This window comes from Aliirhizobium wenxiniae, assembly GCF_019511445.1.
Taxonomy (GTDB): Bacteria; Pseudomonadota; Alphaproteobacteria; order Rhizobiales; family Rhizobiaceae; genus Neorhizobium; species Neorhizobium wenxiniae_A.
This window is the reverse complement of sequence record NZ_JAEUAN010000001.1, coordinates 222,582-240,001: the sequence shown is the minus strand read 5'-3', so window position 1 is coordinate 240,001 and position 17,420 is coordinate 222,582. Positions and strand designations below refer to the sequence as shown.

General features: G+C 60.1%; 18 protein-coding genes. 14 read left to right on the top strand and 4 right to left on the bottom strand.

What is annotated here, in order from left to right; translation table 11 throughout:
• Positions 1-5: 5 nt before the first annotated feature.
• Entirely contained in the window at positions 6-1,031 is a 1,026-nt protein-coding gene (locus JNB91_RS01240) for an ABC transporter substrate-binding protein (RefSeq protein WP_220323693.1), read from the bottom strand.
• A 215-nt stretch (positions 1,032-1,246) separates the two neighbouring features.
• On the opposite strand from JNB91_RS01240, the gene mqo reads away from it, so the two are divergent.
• The 3 genes from mqo (at position 1,247) to JNB91_RS01225 (ending at position 5,318) form a co-directional block, all read left to right on the top strand.
• Positions 1,247-2,956 (top strand): malate dehydrogenase (quinone), encoded by a 1,710-nt coding sequence (mqo, locus tag JNB91_RS01235; RefSeq protein WP_220323692.1) that lies wholly within the window; start codon positions 1,247-1,249, stop codon positions 2,954-2,956.
• A 111-nt stretch (positions 2,957-3,067) separates the two neighbouring features.
• The gene (locus tag JNB91_RS01230) at positions 3,068-3,367 is read left to right on the top strand and encodes a DUF1905 domain-containing protein (RefSeq protein ID WP_220323691.1); all 300 of its coding nucleotides are present in this window, start codon (positions 3,068-3,070) and stop codon (positions 3,365-3,367) included.
• A 103-nt stretch (positions 3,368-3,470) separates the two neighbouring features.
• Complete coding sequence (locus JNB91_RS01225) at positions 3,471-5,318, top strand: ABC transporter ATP-binding protein (RefSeq protein WP_220323690.1); 1,848 nt, start codon at positions 3,471-3,473, stop codon at positions 5,316-5,318.
• On the opposite strand, the gene JNB91_RS01220 is transcribed toward JNB91_RS01225, so the two are convergent.
• Positions 5,315-6,568: an RNA polymerase sigma factor gene (locus tag JNB91_RS01220; RefSeq protein ID WP_220323689.1), complete on the bottom strand. Its 1,254-nt coding sequence runs from the start codon at positions 6,566-6,568 to the stop codon at positions 5,315-5,317. The two genes, JNB91_RS01225 and JNB91_RS01220, sit on opposite strands and share 4 nt — an antisense overlap.
• The gene (locus JNB91_RS01215; protein WP_220323688.1) at positions 6,565-6,957 is read right to left on the bottom strand and encodes a YciI family protein; all 393 of its coding nucleotides are present in this window, start codon (positions 6,955-6,957) and stop codon (positions 6,565-6,567) included. The genes JNB91_RS01220 and JNB91_RS01215 overlap by 4 nt, the downstream gene beginning before the upstream one ends.
• A 126-nt stretch (positions 6,958-7,083) precedes the next feature.
• Here JNB91_RS01215 and JNB91_RS01210 point away from each other — a divergent pair, with 126 nt between their 5' ends.
• The 8 genes from JNB91_RS01210 to JNB91_RS01175 all read left to right on the top strand — a co-directional run bounded on the left by JNB91_RS01210 (position 7,084) and on the right by JNB91_RS01175 (position 12,507).
• The gene (locus JNB91_RS01210; protein ID WP_220323687.1) at positions 7,084-7,254 is read left to right on the top strand and encodes a hypothetical protein; all 171 of its coding nucleotides are present in this window, start codon (positions 7,084-7,086) and stop codon (positions 7,252-7,254) included.
• Between the two features lie 117 nt (positions 7,255-7,371).
• Positions 7,372-8,079, top strand: a complete 708-nt coding sequence (locus JNB91_RS01205; protein WP_220323686.1) for a glutathione S-transferase N-terminal domain-containing protein — start codon at positions 7,372-7,374, stop codon at positions 8,077-8,079.
• A 71-nt stretch (positions 8,080-8,150) separates the two neighbouring features.
• Entirely contained in the window at positions 8,151-8,633 is a 483-nt protein-coding gene (locus JNB91_RS01200; RefSeq protein WP_220323685.1) for a GFA family protein, read from the top strand.
• A gap of 199 nt (positions 8,634-8,832) precedes the next feature.
• Positions 8,833-10,086 (top strand): TadE/TadG family type IV pilus assembly protein, encoded by a 1,254-nt coding sequence (locus JNB91_RS01195; RefSeq protein ID WP_220323684.1) that lies wholly within the window; start codon positions 8,833-8,835, stop codon positions 10,084-10,086.
• Positions 10,087-10,109: 23 nt separating this feature from the next.
• Entirely contained in the window at positions 10,110-10,601 is a 492-nt protein-coding gene (locus JNB91_RS01190) for a TadE/TadG family type IV pilus assembly protein (protein ID WP_220323683.1), read from the top strand.
• The gene (locus JNB91_RS01185) at positions 10,598-11,128 is read left to right on the top strand and encodes a hypothetical protein (RefSeq protein WP_220323682.1); all 531 of its coding nucleotides are present in this window, start codon (positions 10,598-10,600) and stop codon (positions 11,126-11,128) included. The genes JNB91_RS01190 and JNB91_RS01185 overlap by 4 nt, the downstream gene beginning before the upstream one ends.
• Before the next feature lie 247 nt (positions 11,129-11,375).
• On the top strand, positions 11,376-11,870 hold the full coding sequence (locus JNB91_RS01180; protein ID WP_220323681.1) for an invasion associated locus B family protein: 495 nt from the start codon (positions 11,376-11,378) through the stop codon (positions 11,868-11,870).
• 43 nt (positions 11,871-11,913) lie between these two features.
• The gene (locus tag JNB91_RS01175) at positions 11,914-12,507 is read left to right on the top strand and encodes an SH3 domain-containing protein (protein ID WP_220323680.1); all 594 of its coding nucleotides are present in this window, start codon (positions 11,914-11,916) and stop codon (positions 12,505-12,507) included.
• 3 nt (positions 12,508-12,510) lie between these two features.
• Here the strand turns inward: JNB91_RS01175 and JNB91_RS01170 are convergent, their stop codons facing one another.
• The gene (locus JNB91_RS01170) at positions 12,511-13,752 is read right to left on the bottom strand and encodes a D-alanyl-D-alanine carboxypeptidase (RefSeq protein WP_220323679.1); all 1,242 of its coding nucleotides are present in this window, start codon (positions 13,750-13,752) and stop codon (positions 12,511-12,513) included.
• A 269-nt stretch (positions 13,753-14,021) separates the two neighbouring features.
• Here JNB91_RS01170 and JNB91_RS01165 point away from each other — a divergent pair, with 269 nt between their 5' ends.
• The 3 genes from JNB91_RS01165 to xdhA all read left to right on the top strand — a co-directional run bounded on the left by JNB91_RS01165 (position 14,022) and on the right by xdhA (position 17,404).
• Positions 14,022-14,963: a GGDEF domain-containing protein gene (locus JNB91_RS01165; protein ID WP_223217999.1), complete on the top strand. Its 942-nt coding sequence runs from the start codon at positions 14,022-14,024 to the stop codon at positions 14,961-14,963.
• Between the two features lie 110 nt (positions 14,964-15,073).
• On the top strand, positions 15,074-15,850 hold the full coding sequence (locus JNB91_RS01160) for a 3-hydroxybutyrate dehydrogenase (protein ID WP_220323677.1): 777 nt from the start codon (positions 15,074-15,076) through the stop codon (positions 15,848-15,850).
• Positions 15,851-15,931: 81 nt separating this feature from the next.
• Positions 15,932-17,404, top strand: a complete 1,473-nt coding sequence (xdhA, locus tag JNB91_RS01155) for a xanthine dehydrogenase small subunit (RefSeq protein WP_220323676.1) — start codon at positions 15,932-15,934, stop codon at positions 17,402-17,404.
• The last annotated feature ends 16 nt before the right edge of the window (positions 17,405-17,420 follow it).

Sequence of the window (17,420 nt, the reverse complement as noted above, 5' to 3'; positions counted from 1 at the left end):
GCCGCTCACTTCAGGAGACCGAGTGCCTTGAGCTGTTCGCCCACCTGCTCGGCGCCGTAGATGGTGCGCACGGTCGGGTTCATCGCCTGCCCGTCCATGACGACCAGCGCCTTGTTCTTGACGGCCGTGATCTGGCTGACGGCCGGATCGGTGGTCAGGAACTTGATCTTGGCTTCCGGCTTGTCGAGTTCCCAGCGGTTGCGGTCAAGATTGGCGACGACGATGACGTCGGGATTGGTAGCAATGATGCTTTCCCATCCGAGCGTCGGCCATTCCGCTTCGGTCTTGATCGCGCTTTCGCCGCCGAGCACGTCGGCGATGAAACCGGAGGCACCGTTCTTGCCGCCGAGATAGGCGTCAGCAGTCGGCGACGGGCTGGAGAACCAGAATACGTAGGAGAGTTTCTTGCCGTCAGCGGAAACGCTGGCACGCAGCGCCGCCTCACGCTTCTTGAAATCGTCGATCAGCGACTGACCGCGATCGGCAACGTCAAAAATCTGCGAAAGCTCGGAGATCTCCTTGTAGAGCAGGTCCATGTTCCACAGCTGCTCGCGACTGCCATATTCGTTCTTCACCTTTTCGGTGGAAAGGCAGGTGCTGGGCGAAATGTAGGACGGCACGCCGACCTTGTCGAAATCCTCGCGCTTGGCGACCTTGCTGGTCGGGCCGATCAGGCTCGGCAGGGCGGCTGCGACGAAATCCGGGTTCTGCGCCAGAATGCTCTCGAAAGTCGGGAACTCGACGGTGAGCAGCTTCACCTTGGCATTGGCGGCTTCCAGCTGCGGCAGAACCTTGCTCGGCCAGAAGGCCGTGCCGACCATCTTGTCTTCAAGGCCGAGCAGCAGCAGGATTTCCGCGCTGTTCTGGCCGAGGCCGACTGCTCGCTCCGGAGCCTTTTCGAAGGTGACGGATGCGCCGCAATTGTCGATCGTCAGCGGATATTTCGTTGCGGCATGCGCCGGGTTCGCAGCAAGAAGGGCAAGGGCCGTGCACAGGCCGGAAGCGGCCAGGATAGTCTTGAAGGCGGTCACGAGGGTGTTTCCTGATTTGGTGGCGCGAGACTGCGCCAGCGCCCTATATCCACGCGTCGAAATCAAAACAAGATTTTTTTAGTCATGTTTTTCGGCATTTTGTGCCGCGACACGCTGTCATCCTGACAAAATGCCGCAAGAGGGACTTGTCGCTAAAACATATTTCGCTTAATCACCGCGGCGGGAGGAGCAACAAACAGTTTTTGAGGTTTCCGTTGCCTTCCAGCAAGAACACCCCTTCCACGTCCTCCGCAAGCGGCCTTAACCTGAGCCGCCGTCAGCTTCTCGGTTCCGCAGCCGGTGGCGCGGCCGTCGTCGGCACGACAGCGATCCCGGCATGGGCACAGACCACCTCCAGCGACACGGTTGACGTCCTTCTCGTCGGTGGCGGCATCATGAGCGCCACGCTCGGTGTCCTGCTGTCCGAGCTTGAGCCGACCTGGAAGATCGAGATGATCGAGCGTCTGGATGACGTCGCGATGGAAAGCTCCAACGGCTGGAACAATGCCGGCACCGGCCACTCGGCTCTCGCCGAACTGAACTACACGCCGGAAGATTCGAACGGCAATGTTGCGATCGCGCGCGCCGTCGGCATCAACGAGCAGTTCCAGATCACCCGCCAGTTCCTGGCCCACCAGATCGACACGGGCGTCTTGAAGGACCCGCGCTCCTTCATCAACTCCACCCCGCATATGAGCTTCGTCTGGGGTGACAAGAACATCGAGTTCCTGACCAAGCGCTTCGAGGCGCTGAAGGCATCCCCGATGTTCGCCGGCATGGAATTCTCGACCGATCAGGCCGAGATCGCCAAGTGGGTTCCGCTGATGATCGAAGGCCGCGACCCGGCCCAGAAGATCGCCGCCACCTGGAGCCCGCTCGGCACCGACGTCAATTTCGGCGAGATCACCACCCAGTATGTCGCCTCGCTGAAGAGCCGCAACACGTTCAAGCTGCACACCAATTCAGAAGTCACCGCGATCGAGAAGAATGAAGACGGCACCTGGACCGTCTCCTTCGACGATACCAAGAGCGGTTCTGCCGGTTCGATCAAGGCGAAGTTCGTCTTCCTCGGCGCCGGCGGCGGCGCTCTGCCGCTTCTGCAGATGTCCGGCATTCCGGAAGGCGACGATTACGCGGGCTTCCCGGTCGGCGGTTCCTTCCTCGTCTGCGACAACCCGGAGATCGTCAACCAGCACCTCGCCAAGGCCTACGGTCAGGCGGATGTCGGCGCACCGCCGATGTCGGTTCCGCATCTCGACACCCGCGTCTTCGACGGCAAGCGCCACATCCTGTTCGGACCTTTCGCCACCTTCTCGACGAAGTTCCTGAAAGACGGTTCGCTCTTCGACCTGCCCTCGACAGTCACGCTCGACAACATCTGGCCGATGGCCAAGGTCGGCACCGACGAGTTCGCCCTCGTCCAGTATCTCGCCGGCCAGCTGATGATGTCCGACGACGACCGTCTGGCAGAACTGAAGCGCTACTATCCGAATGCCAAGGCCGAAGACTGGCGCTTCTGGCAGGCCGGCCAGCGCGTGCAGATCATCAAGAAGGACGCCGAAAAGGGCGGCGTGCTGAAGCTCGGCACCGAGATCGTTGCGGCTGAAGACGGCACGATCGCCGCTCTCCTCGGCGCGTCTCCGGGCGCTTCGACCGCAGCGCCGATCATGCTCGACGTCCTGAAGAAGGTCTTTGCCGAAAAGCTGAAGACCCCGGAATGGCAGGAAAAGATCCACACGATCGTTCCGAGCTACGGCAAGAAGCTCAACGAGAACCCGGACATGCTGGCCCGCGAATGGGTCGCGACCGAAGAGCGCCTGCAGCTCGCGATCAAGGCCCCGACGATCGACCCGGCATCCTACGGCCAGCCGGCCGCAGCCGTTCCAGCCGGCGAGATCAAGAAGGTTCCGGATATCGCCCTCTAAGCTGGCGATGATCTGAGATACGGAAACGGCTCCGCTTTGCGGGGCCGTTTTGCTTTCTGGCTCGATGGCACTAATTTTCACGGTTCGAGGGGGAGTGACGGAGGGCAGTCCATGAATGCGATCCATTTCGAAGCCGAGGTCATCCACTGGCGCGGCCCCGCGCCTTTCTTCTTCGCGCCACTGCCGAAGGATGAAGCCGAAGAAATCGCCCGCCTGTCAAAGCTCGTGACCTATGGCTGGGGCATGATCCCGGTGGACGTCAATATCTCCGGCACCGAATTCTACACGGCGCTCTTTGCCAAGGACGGTACCTATTTCCTGCCCCTGAAGGATGCCGTGCGCAAGAAGACCGGCATTACCGCCGGCGACATCATCTCGGTTGCGATGACGCTGCGTCCGCCGAAACACTGACTGCACCCTCTGATTTCGGGGTGCCCTCGCGAAACGATCCGTGGTTGAATGGCGCCATTGCAGGCAATCCGATATGTCCATCGAAATCGAGCGCCAAGCCACCATGACCTTTTCAGATCGCATATTCCGCCCCTTCGAGACCTTGATTCGGCCGCTGGATATCCCCTACAGGCCGCTTCCCGCCAAAGGCCCTTTCACTCTGCTCTGGCACTTCATCCGCATGTTCGGACCGATCCTCATCCCGATCGCGATCCTTGCCATGCTGGTGGAGGCGATCAACCTCTTCCTGATCTGGAGCCTCGGCACGATTGTCGATGGCGTAACCGCCAGAGGTGCTGCCGATTTCGTCCGTGAAGACTGGCCTCTGCTCGTCACCATGGCCGTGCTTCTCTTCCCCACCATTCCGCTCTTCGCCTTCATCGCCAACACACTCGCCTCCCAGATCGCCGGTGTCTGCCTTCCGGCAGCCATTCAATGGCAGGGGCACAAGGCGGTGGAGCGGCAGGACATCGCCTTCTTTCACGACCTGTTTGCCGGACAGGTCGCGACACGCCTGTCGCAGGTGGCATCCGCAGTCCAGCAACAACTCGGCATCGCCTTCCAGACCATCCCGCCCTTCATCGTCCAGTTCATCGGCACGCTTGTTCTGCTCGGCACGCTCGGCTGGCAGCTGGCGCTGATGGCGATCATCTGGATGGCCGCGATCACGCTTATCACCGTCAAAGCCGTGCCGCATTTCGCCGAGCGCTCAAAAAAGACCGCGCGCCAGCGAAGCCTCGTCGTCGGGGCCATGACCGACCTCTATGCCAATATCCAGATGGTCAAGCATTTTGCCGCCGAAGACAGCGAAGCCGGGGCGCTACGCAAGGTCTTCACCGAAACGATCGACAGCCAGCAGAAGGAACGGCGCGTCTATCTCATCACCCGCACGACGATGATTTCCGTCAATTCACTGTTCTGGATCGCCATGCTGGCAACCGGTTTCTGGAACATGATGAGCGGCGGCATCACGCTTGGCCAGTTCATCGCCGCACTTTATCTCGGCAATCGGCTGCAGGCCAATGGCGGCTCCTTTCTCGACATGTGCCACCAAGTTTTTCAAGCGGTCGGCACGCTGCGCGACGCCATGCCGGTGATGACTACCCCGCCGACTATCGTCGATGCCCCGGATGCACCGAGACTTGCGGTGAAGGACGGCGAAATCCGCCTCGACGGGCTCGGCTTCGCCTATCACAAGGACAAGCCGGTGATCGAAGGTTTGAGCCTTGATATAGGGGCCGGAGAAAAGGTCGGGCTGGTGGGCCTTTCCGGCGCGGGCAAGACGACACTGGTCAACCTGCTCTTGCGCCTCTACGACGTGAAAGCCGGCGCGATCCGCATCGACGGACAGGATATCAGGCAGGTCACGCAGTCCAGTCTGCGCGAAAATATCGGCGTCATCTCGCAGGATGTCTCGCTGCTGCATCGCTCTGTCGGCGACAACATCCGTTACGGCCGCCCGGACGCGACGGCTGAAGAGATCGAACAGGCAACCGCCGCCGCCCATGCGCATGATTTCATCGCCGACCTGAAAGACAAGGAAGGCCGCACCGGTTACGACGCCTATGTCGGCGATCGCGGCGTCAAACTGTCCGGCGGCCAACGCCAGCGCATCGCTATCGCCCGCGTGCTCTTGAAGAACGCCCCAATCCTCGTGCTCGACGAAGCGACATCGGCGCTCGACAGCGAATCCGAAGCCGCGATCCAGGAAAACCTCACACAGGTGATGCAGGACAAGACGGTGATCGCCATTGCTCATCGGCTATCCACCATTGCCAGCATGGATCGCATCGTCGTTCTGGACAAAGGCCGGATTGTCGAAACCGGCACGCCGGACGAGCTGCTGGCCGCGAACGGGCTTTATGCGCGGCTCTGGAAACGCCAGACCGGCGGTTATATCGGCACTGACTAGACGGTCTGAGCCATCGGCATGTTCAGCTTGTCCAGTTGCTGGCGGATATGAGCGCATTCGGCGGGCGAATTGGCGAGCGTGATCGCCCGGTCGAAGGCGATCTTCGCCTCCCCGCGCCTGCCGGTCTGCATCAGCAATGCGCCGCGCACGCCGTGGAAATAGAAGTAGCCGTCAAGCTTCTCCGCAAGCGGTGCGATCAGGTCCAGCGCCGCATCCGGCCCCTTGAGCTTGGATAGGGCAACGGCCCGGTTGAGCGTGACGACGGGTGATGGCGCAAGCTTTTCCAGAAGTTCGTAAAGCAGCGTGATCTCGCCCCAGTCGGTCTCGTCCGGGTGGCTTGCGCGCGCATGCAGAGCAGAAATTGCCGCCTGCACCTGATAGGGTCCGGGCTTGCGATGGCGGATCGCCTTGTCGAGCATGGCGAGCGCTTCAGAGATCAGCCGCCTGTCCCACAGGCTGCGGTCTTGATCTTCGAGAAGAACTATCTGGCCTACCTTGTCGAACCGCGCCCCCGCCCGCGAATGCTGCAGCAGCATCAGCGCCGTAAGCCCCATGATCTCCGGTTCTGCCGGAAAGATGCGCAGCAGCAGCCGGACAAGCCTTATCGCCTCATCGCAAAAGGCGGCACTGTCCGGATTGGCAATGCCGGCAGAATATCCCTCGTTGAAGACGAGATAGATCATCGCAGTGACGGTCTTGAGCCGCTCGGCGCGTTCATGGACATCCGGGGTTTCGAAAGCGACACCGGCCTTGGCGACACGCCCCTTGGCGCGGGTAATCCGCTGTTCCATCGCGCTGTCGGAGACGAGAAAGGCGCGGGCGATCTGCTGCACGGTCAGCCCCGAGACGATCCGGAGCGCAAGCGCGATCTGCTGCGTATTGGGCAAGTCAGGATGGCAACAGATGAACATAAGCCGCAGGATGTCGTCGCGGTAATGCGCATTGTCGAGCCGGTCGGCGATATCCTCTTCGGCATCGGAGAGATCGGAAAACGCCGCCTCTTCCGGCAGCGGCTCGTTCCTCGCCCGCTTGCGGATCTGGTCGACACCGCTATTGCGCCCGACAAAGATCAGCCATGCGGCGGGATCGCGCGGCGGCCCCTTGTCGGGCCATGTGCGGATCGCGCGAAGGCAGGCTTCCTGAAACGCTTCCTCCGCCGTATCGAGATCACGGAAATAGCGCAAAAGCGCACCCAGCGCCTGCGGCCGCGCCGCCGTCAGTGCCAGTTCGATATAGGCAAGATCCGTCATGACGATCCGCCTTCCGCCGCTTTGATCTCGTTGGGATGGAAGACGTAGAAGGGCCGAATCTCATAGGAACTCGAGCCGGGATTGACCGCGGACAATTCTTTCGAAAAGGCCACCGCCTCATCGAGACTGTCGAACTCTGCCGTGTAAAAGCCGAGCAGCACTTCCTTCGTTTCGGCAAACGGACCGTCGAGCACCAATGGCTCGTCCTTGCCCTTCCGGACAGTGGTTGCAGCCGTCGTCGGCATCAGTCGCCCGACCGGGCCGAGCTTTCCGGCCTTGGCCAGCGGCTCCTGCACAGCGTGAAGCCTCTCCATGACGGCAGCCTCCTCTTCCTTCGACCAGGCAAAGACGGTTTCCTCATGGGCATAACACAGGATGGCATACAGCATGTTTCTCTCCTTCTCCCTTTAAAGACGAGAAGGTAACCGCCGATCCGACAGCGTGCATCAGAAAAACTTGGCGTCGCATTTATTGGCAATATCTGAGAGGATAATGCCAGCAAGGAAGCGATCATCATGACGCAACGAAATGACAAGATCGAGATTTCGCCCGAGCAGAGCCGGGTGTTGCTTCAGCAGCTGAGGGCCGGCCTGACTGCCGATGAAAAAGAGTTCGTCGTGGTTTCTGCAGAAGACGTCATTCGCCGCAACAAGCGCGGTGGCAACGCCATCAGCCCCTCACCCTAACCCTCTTCCAGCGAGCGGGGAGAAGGTGCCGGCAGGCGGATGAGGGGCAGACTGGGCTTGCGCCGCCAATCCGAATAGGAACAGACTGGCCTCCTGAAAAATCCAAACGAGGCTTCCATGACCGATCTTTCCGCCTTTCCGATCACCAGCAAATGGCCGCCGAAGGATAAGGGCGTCCTGCAGCTCTATTCGACGCCCACGCCGAACGGCGTGAAAGTGTCGATCATGCTGGAGGAAACCGGCCTCCCCTACGAGCCGCATTTCATCAATATCGGTGCCGACGAGACTTGGGGGCCAGAATATCTGTCGCTCAATCCCAACGGCAAGATCCCGGCCATCCTCGATCCGAATGGCCCAGGCGACAAACCTCTCGCGCTTTTCGAAAGCGGCGCGATCCTGATCTATCTGGCGGAAAAGACCGGCAAGCTTCTGCCTGCAGATCCGGCAAAACGCTACGAGACGATCCAGTGGGTGATGTTCCAGATGGGCGGCATCGGCCCGATGTTCGGCCAGCTCGGCTTCTTCCACAAATTCGCCGGCAAGGATTTTGAGGACAAGCGCCCGCGCGACCGTTACGCCAAGGAGAGCGCCCGCCTGATCCGCGTGCTGGAAACCAGGCTTCAAGGCCGTGACTGGATCATGGGCGACGAACACACGATCGCCGACATTTCCATGCTCGGCTGGGTGCGCAACCTGATCGGCTTTTATGGCGCAGGCGAACTCATCGCTTATGACGAACTGAAGAACGTGCCGAAATGGCTGGAACGCGGCCTTTCCCGCCCGGCCGTGCAGCGTGGCCTGGAAATCCCGAAACGCCCCGCCTGACATCCTCTGAGAATACCTGACTTGGCGACCGCAATGCGCTATCTCCTTCATCGATGATGGAGGAGATAGCAATGCCACAGATGAAACTGCCCGCCGAAGGCTCCTGCCGCTGCGGTGAGGTGCGTGTAAAAGTCAGCGCACCGCCGATGATCACCATGGCCTGTCACTGCAAGGGCTGCCAGAAGATGAGCGCCAGCGCCTTCTCCTGCTCGGCCGCCATTCCCACCGCCGGCTTCGAAGTGACCTCCGGCGAACCGGTGATCGGTGGCATCCATGGCGATGATATCCACCACTACCACTGCCCGCGCTGCAAGAGCTGGATCTTCACCCGCATGGTCGGCATGGACTTCTTCGTCAACCTGCGCCCGACAATGCTTGACGATGCCTCATGGTTTGCCCCCTTCGTCGAAACCTATACGTCGACGAAATTCCCCTGGGCGCAAACCGGCGCGGTGCACTTCTATCCGGAATTTCCCCCGCTCGATGCCTTCGAGGGGCTGATGAAGGAGTTTGCACAATGGAACAGCGCAAGGAGCGGCAACACAGAAATATGACACTGATTGCGGATATATATTAAGACTAATATTCAGTAACGCACCGGAAACCACGCCTCGATATTTGGCTGTGCAGCTGAGACGCTATTCATGAGATCGTAAATTATCGGACGCGAATATCCCCCAAGATTTATTGGGGGCATTCATGATATTGGGGCGGTTAAAGGCTTTCCGTGCGGATACGCGTGGAAACGTGGGCATGCTGTTCGGCCTGGCCATGGTGCCGCTGATCGCACTGGGCGGCGCAGGTGTTGATGTCGCCCGCTATGAGACGATCCGCGTCGAGCTTCAGGACGGTCTCGACCGGGGTGTGCTCGCAGCCGCCTCGCTGACCCAGACCCGTGAGGCCAAGGCCGTCCTCCAGGACTACTTGAAGAACCTGAGCTACGCCAATGATGTGACTCTCAATTTCGAGCGGCAGAACAGTGTCAATCAGCGCATCGTCAAAGCCTCGGCCAGCTACACGATCGACACGTCCTTTATCAAGCTTGTCGGCGTCGAGAAGCTGACGATCAACGCCGTTTCGACCGCGCAGGAAGCCAAGCAGAATATCGAGATGTCCCTAATGCTCGATATGTCCGGCTCGATGATCAACAACAACCGCATCAAGAACCTGAGAACGGCGGCAAAGACCTTCATCGACCAGATGGTGACCGACGAAACCAAGGACTACACGACGGTCAGCATCGTCCCCTATGCCGGCCATGTGAATGTCGGCGCGGCGGTATTCGACAAGCTGGGCGGTAAACGCGACCACTCCAATTCCTCCTGCTTCGAACTGGGGGAGACGAATGCGGCCTATGGCGCCGATCCGATGGTCTTCAAGAATGCCGCTCAGGTGCCGCATTTTACCCACTGGAATTTCGGCAGAACCGATATGCGCCCCTGGTGGTGCCCGATGGAAAGCACCTCGATCACCTACCTTTCCAACGATGCAAAGGCATTGAAGGAGAAGATCGACGCGCTGGAAATGCATGACGGCACCGGCACGCAGAACGCCATGCAATGGGGCTATACGCTGCTCAATCCTGCAGCCAAGACCGTCTTTTCAGCGGCTCTTGCGGCAGGCAAGATGGACAGCAAGTTTGCCGATCGTCCCGCAGCCTTCAACGATGCGGATACGATGAAGGTCATCGTGCTGATGACGGACGGGGCGATTACCGAACAGTTTCGCCCGAAGGACTATAGCCGCCCAGTAACACAGAAACCGGACAACAAGGAAATATCCTCCTCTTCGACCAACGCCACGCGTCTCGCCAATGTCTGCACCATGGCCAAGTCGAAAGGCATCATGATCTTCACCATCGGCTTTGAAGTGAGCGGCAATGCAACGACGCAGATGACCAACTGCGCCACCAGCCCCGCCCATTATTATCCGACCTCCGGCTCGAACATCACCGATGCCTTCAGGTCGATCTCCATCTCGATCAAGAAGCTGAGGCTGACCCAGTGATCAGCAGTCTTCGCCATCATCGAATGGATCAAAGCGGTAGCGCCGCCGTCGAGTTTGCACTGCTCGCCCCGCTGGTCCTCGCCCTCTTGTTTTCCGTGCTTGAGGCCGGATGGATCATGACGCAATCGATCATGCTCGACCGTGGCCTGAGCCGCGCCTCGCGCGCCGTGCAGATAGGCTCGACATCGATGACCTACACCCAGTACAAGCAGAAGGTCTGCGCGGAATCCTTCATCCTGGCCAATTGTGAAAAAGCGCTGCGGCTCGAACTGACGCCGATCGACACCGCGTCGGACTTCCCGGCCACGGATACGCCTTGTGTCGATCGAAGTGTGGCGATCGATCCCGTCACCACCTACCAGTCCGGCAAGGCCTCGCAACTCGTCTTCGCGCGTGCCTGCTTTGTCGTCGATCCGATGACACCCGGCATCGGTTATGGTCTTTCTGTCCCGAAGGACAATACCGGCGCCATGCGCCTCACTTCCAGCTTCGCATTCGTCAACGAGCCGACATGACCAGACAGTCTCCCGCCAAGCGTCTCCTGTCGAACACGGCCGGCACATCCGGCATCGAATTCGCCCTGACCGTTCCGATCATCGTGCTTCTGTTTCTCGGTGGCGCCACACTTTACGATTTGCTGCGCTCCTATAACCGCATCGTCGAGGCCAATGGCATCGTGGCCGATATCGTCGCGCGCCAGATGACGATGGATGACGCCCTTTTCGGCAAGACCTATGGCGCCTTTGCCGCGCTGCAGGCAGACAAGTCCATGCCCAACGCCCTGCGCGTGACAAGCGTCATCTGGAAAGATGGAAAATACACGGTCGATTGGACCAAAAAGGCGGGAACCACGGCTTTGCTCGCGGAGCAGAAGCTGGATGCGACGTCTTTGCCGACAATCCCTTCCGGCGACTCCGTGATCTTCGTCGAGGGCGTAACGCAATATACCGCGCTCGCGGCACTTTTCGGTTTTGGCACCGTTACCTATTCGGAAAACGCATTCACCCGTCCGCGTTTCACGGCCTATGTCAAAGGCTCCTGATTGCCATCACAATGGCTGGAGCCTGCAGCTTGGGAAATTCCTGCCTCAATCTGGATATCGTCAATTTCTCTATTAAAAACAGGATATTGCAGCCATCCACTCAAACCGCAGTCACCCCTTTGTGACTGTCGCCATCATCGAATTGACACACAAATTAACCTCTCGCTAACTGTGCCGGCCTTCTATGGCCTTTCAGTTTGCTCAAGGCCCATCTCCCGGGTCTGTTCGCGTTTTTTGTGGAGATATCATGCGCACCAAATCTGCAGCTCTTGCACTCGCCCTCACCCTCGTCTCGGCTGCCGCCGCCACAGCACAGCAGCCCACCCGGATCAAGCAGTTCGAAGCGTGGGGCGTTTATTCCTACAGCAATAATGGCCAAAAGAGCTGCTATGCCCTTTCCGTTCCAACCAGCTCCGCGCCTGCAAGCGTCAATCACGGCGATAATTTCTTCCTGATCTCGCCGCAGGGCCAGGCCTATATGCCCCAGGCGATCATGGGTTACGCCTTGAGGCAGGGCTCCGATGTCAAGGTTGCCGTCGATAATCAGCAGTTCGATCTTGCACCGCGCGAAAACACCGCCTGGGTGCGTGACCAGAGCCGCGAGCCGGCGCTGGTAAGCGCAATGCGCGGCGGCAGCCGGATGACGGTACAGGCGACCTCCGGCCGTGGCACGAACACCAACTACACCTATTCGCTGAGCGGAGTGACTGCCGCGCTGCAGGAAGTGAGCAAGTGCCGCTGATCTCAGCAGCCTGAGCAGCAGCGAAACGGAGCCGCATCCTGAGATGACACGGACAAGAACTCGGCAACGCTTCGTCGCCGTCATGCTCGCGGCTGCGCTCGGCCTGCCGCTCGCAGCCCGGATAGAAGCCAGCGAAGACCAGTCGGCTAAAATCCAGTCGGCAAGCGCCGCCGCCAGCCTTGGCGCCGGCTTCAGGACCGGCAGGGTGACGGGGTATCCTGTCCCCCGCTTTGTTTCCATCAAGTCCGCCAACGCCCATATGCGCGTCGGCCCATCGACCGACTATGCGACGAACTGGGTCTATTCGGCGCGTGGATTGCCACTCGAAATCATCGAGGAATTCGGCAACTGGCGACAGGTCAGGGATGCGGACGGAACCAGCGGCTGGATGTTCGCCCCTCTCCTGTCCGGTCGGCGCACGGCAGTCGTCGGCCCCTGGATGGCAAAGTCGGTCAGGCTGCACAACGAACCCCGCTCATCGGCAGCGGTCATTGCAAAACTCGCTCCGTCGGTGCGGCTGAATATCAGCAACTGCGATGGCTCCTGGTGCAACGTGTCCCTGCAGACCCGCCGCCTGTCAGGTTACGTCTCCCAAGCGGATCTATGGGGCGTCTACCCGCACGAACGCGTGGAATGACGTTTAGCGCACGACGAAGCAGTCGATCGATCGCGTCTGCAACAAAGAGCATGCCTTCGTCGCACTGTCACGATCGGCAAACCCCGTCAAACGTGCGCGAAAGATTTCACGGCCACCCGAGCTTGATCCCTGAACGCTCGGGGCGATCTGGCCGAAATCGGCAAGCAGCGGCAGGGCGGAATTAAGCGCACCCGTGGCCGCCGCCTGGCTTCCTGCGGCAGCGATCTGAATATCCCAAAGCGGCCCACCCTGCTGGATCATATTCTGCACCGGTGCAGCCTGCGGAACAGTTGCATAAGGCGTCACGCTCGCAACGCTCGCCCTTGTTCCGCCGATAATGGTCTCCGTTCGCGGCCGCGGGATCGGTGCATTGGATGCGAATGCGGCAACGCCCTCGCCCGGGCGTTTCTGCTGGCCCGAAGTTGCAACAGCCACGCCGGACAGACCGCTACCCGGAACGGCCTGATCGAGCAGTTCGGCCATGCGGTTATCGCGCTGGCGCGCCGTCTTGCCGCCGAGCACGACACCGATATAACGCCGCCCGTTGATCACCACCGCACTGGCAAGATTATATCCCGAAGCGTTGACGAAGCCCGTCTTGATCCCATCCATGCCCGGATAGCGATACATCAGGTTGTTATGCCCCTTGATCGTGCGCCCGCGAAAGCTGAAGGAGCGCTGCGAAAAGATCTTGTATTCCCGAGGATAGTCGCGGATCAGCGACATCGCCATCACCGCCATGTCGCGCGCAGTCGTGATCTGCGCCTTGTCGGGAAGACCGGATGCATTGCGGAACACGGTGTTGCGCATGCCGAGCTGGCGCGCCTTTTTCGTCATCAGCACGCCGAAACGCTGTTCGGAACCGCCAAGATGATCGCCCATGGCGGCGGCAGCGTCATTGGCGGAGCGGATCGCCATGCCATAAACCGCCTCGCGCACGGTGATCGTCTGGCCCGCAGGCACGCCGAGCTTGAAGGGAATTTTCGACGCCGCATTGCGGGTCATCACGATCTTGTCGTCCCAGCGAATGCGGCCGGTGCGCAATGCCTCGAAGGTGAGGTAGAGCGTCATCATCTTGGTCAGCGAAGCCGGGTGATTGAGGGTCTCGGCATTCTGGGACGCCAGAACCTTTCCGCTCTGCACATCGTAGATGTAATGCGCATAGCCGGCCTCTGCCGTGCGGCCGATTGAAAGAAAGGCGCCTGCCATGAACACGAACGCCATGATCCGCCGGATTAGAAGCATCTGCTCCCCCTCGTTACTGCGGCCCATGAATACTGACCCAACATGGTGCGAAAATGACCTGATACGAAATTAAATCAAGTTCTTGACCTATGGTTAATCCGCCGGCCCACAGTTCCTTTCATTTACAGAAATGCCGATCATGTATCACAATAAAACAAGGACTGTGAATGATTGCATTTTAACGATTTGGTTAACTTGAACTTCAAAGGCGGGTTTCTAGCTTGCACTCGAATCCAATTTCCAGAGGAGGAAAGCTCGGAATGATTCCGATGTCTTCGAGGCTGACCCGGATGGTGCAAACCTCCCTTACCATCAAGGTCTTCGCAATCTGCTTCGTATCCGTCCATGTGCCGCTCCTGGTATTCATCGTCTATCTGGCGGGAGGATACGCGGCCAAGGCCGAGCCTGTCCTGCTTCTGCTTCTTGGCGCAACCGTGGCCGGAACGACCATATGTCTCTTGAGCCTTTGGTGGATGATTCGCCCCTTACGCCAGTTGGCATATGCCATTAAGAATTACCGTGCGAACGGCACACCGGTGCGCATCCAGGTGACCAGCAAGGATGAGATCGGCCTTCTGGCAGCGACTGTGACGGATATGGTCGCAGAAACAGAAGCCCTGATGACCAAGCTGCGCCATCAGGCCATGACCGACCTCTTAACCGGCCTCGGAAACCGTCGCTGGCTTAACGAACGCGCGGCCGAAGAGCTGGCGCGCGCCGAACGGCAGGGAGAGCCGTTGTCGATCATCGTGCTGGACCTCGACCGGTTCAAGGGCATCAATGACGGACACGGTCACGAGACCGGCGACCGGGTTCTGGTGGCAACAGGGGAAATCGTCAGAACCTGCCTGCGCTCCTATGATCTGGCAGCCCGTATCGGCGGCGAGGAATTCTGTATCCTTCTGCCCCGTACCTCCCTCGACGAGGCGGAAGCAATCGCTGAACGGTTGCGCACGACCTTGGCTGCGACCACCGTGCCGCCGCTGCGACAAGGGCGGATGACGGCGAGCTTCGGCATCTGCGCCGCCGGCTCCGGAGACCGCCTGCCCGACATGCTGCTGCGCGCAGACTTCGCCCTCTACGAAGCCAAGCGTGATGGCCGCAACTGTATCAGGCGCGCCCATGACAGTAATACCGACGAGGCAATTGCATCCGCAACACTCGCGCCCGTCAAGACCCCATCCCCGGTCAACGGCACGCATATCCTCTGAAGCCCTCCCCGTCTGGCAACTGACCGTTGCCAGATTAGCAACTTTGCGCATAACGTTCACGCTGCGGTGAGGGAGAACACTGCGCCATAAGCGTTCTTGGGAGGAACAGCATGAACAGATCCGTGGTCGTTACCGGCTCCACCAGCGGGATCGGCCTCGGCATCGCGAAGGCATTCGCGGCCGAGGGGGACAATGTGATCATCAACGGTTTCGGTGATAGGCAAGAGATCGAGGCGATCCGCGCCTCGCTTGATGCCGCCGGCTCCGGCACGGTACTTTATCATCCGGCCGACATGACGAAACCGTCCGATATCGAAGACCTCATCGCGACCGCCCGCGACAGGTTCGGCACGGTCGATATTCTCATCAACAATGCCGGCATCCAGCATGTGGCAAGGGTCGAGGAATTCCCGCCGGAAAAATGGGATCAGCTGATCGCCATCCTCCTGACATCGGCCTTCCACACGATGCGCCACGCAATCCCGCTGATGAGGGCCGCTGGCAAAGGCCGGATCATCAATGTCGCCTCAGCCCACGGCCTCGTCGCCTCTCCCTTCAAGTCGGCCTATGTCGCGGCCAAGCACGGCATCATGGGCCTGACCAAGACGGCAGCGCTGGAGCTTGCGCAGGAGAACATCACCGTCAACGCGATCTGCCCCGGCTTCGTGCTGACGCCGCTGGTCGAAAGGCAGATCCCCGATCAGGCGCGCGAAAAGGGCATCAGCGTCGAAAAGGTCAAGGACGAGGTCATGCTGCGCCTGCAGGCCACCAAGGAGTTCGTCGGCATAGACGAAGTGGCCGCCGCCGCGATCTATCTCGCCAGCGATGCGGCACGCAGCATCACCGGCACGCATATCTCCATCGACGGCGGCTGGACGGCGCAGTAAGGTATACGGCCCGCGACAAGCCAAAATGGCGGCCGGGTGATTCTTTGACTGGGAGCCGGCAACGGCGGACGAAGGAGACCGATGAATTCAGCCATCCGCTTCATCCTCAACGGCGAGGACGTGACCCTTGGAGATTTTTCACCGACGGGCACGCTTCTGGATCATCTCCGCCTGACGCGGCGGTTGACGGGGACGAAGGAGGGATGCGCCGAAGGCGACTGCGGTGCCTGCACGGTGCTTGTCGGCCGGCTGACGGAAACCGGTCTGCGCTACGAAAGCGTCAATGCCTGTATCCGGCTCTTGGGCTCCATGCACGGCACCCATATCGTGACGATCGAGCATCTGGCGGCATCGGACGGAACGCTGCATCCGGTACAGCAGGCGATGGTGGACTGTCATGGCTCGCAATGCGGCTTCTGCACGCCGGGCTTCGTCATGTCGCTTTACGGCCTGTGGCTTTCCAACGAAAATCCGAGCCGGGCCGAAATCGAAAGCGCGCTGCAGGGCAATCTCTGTCGCTGCACCGGCTATGAGCCGATCGTCAAAGCCGCCGAACAGGTGGCGAAGGCGCGGCCGAGTTCGCTCTTCGACCCTCTGGAACGTGACCGCACCGAAATCATGGCAAAGCTCTGGTCGATCCGATCGGCCATGGAAACCGTCGTCATCGAAAAGGACGGCGCGCGCTCGATCGTCCCGGCATCGCTCGAGGCTTTTGCCGAATCTCTCGCAGACGAACCACAGGCAACCATCGTCGCCGGCGCGACCGATGTCGGCCTGTGGGTGACGAAGCAGATGCGCAAGCTCGACCCCGTCATCTTCATCAATCATCTTCCCGAGCTGCAGACCATCACCATCGAGCCAAGCGGCATCACCATCGGTGCCGGCGTGAGCTATTCCGAGGCGCATGGTTTCCTCGAAGCCGTCATCCCGGCTTTCGGCGGGCTGATCGACCGCATCGGCGGCCAGCAGGTGAGGAATGCCGGCACGATCGGCGGCAATATCGCCAACGGCTCGCCGATCGGCGACACGCCGCCGCCGCTGATCGCGCTGGGCGCAACGCTGACGCTGCGCTCCCATTCCGGCCGCCGCACCATGCCGCTCGAAAACTACTTTCTGGCCTATGGAAAGCAGGACCGAATGGCCGGAGAATTCGTCGAAAAGATCTTCGTACCGAAGCCGCCGGAGGACAGCCACTTCGCCGTCTACAAGATTTCCAAACGCCGCGACGAGGATATTTCAGCCCTCTGCGGCGCCTTCAACCTGACGCTCGACATGGACGGCCATGTGGAAACTATCCGCATCGCCTTCGGCGGCATGGCTGCAACCCCGAAACGTGCGGCGAATGTCGAACAGGCGCTGATCGGCAAACCCTGGCGATGGGAGACGATCGCCGCCGCTCGCGAGGCTTTCGATCAGGATTACCAGCCGCTGACCGACTGGCGGGCAAGTGCCCAGTATCGCAGCCTGACGGCCAAAAACCTGCTCATCCGCTTCTTCCTGGAGACGGCTGGTGCGCCGGCGCAATTGCAGCGGTTCGAGATGGAGGAAGTGTGATGAGAAGCCTCTGCAA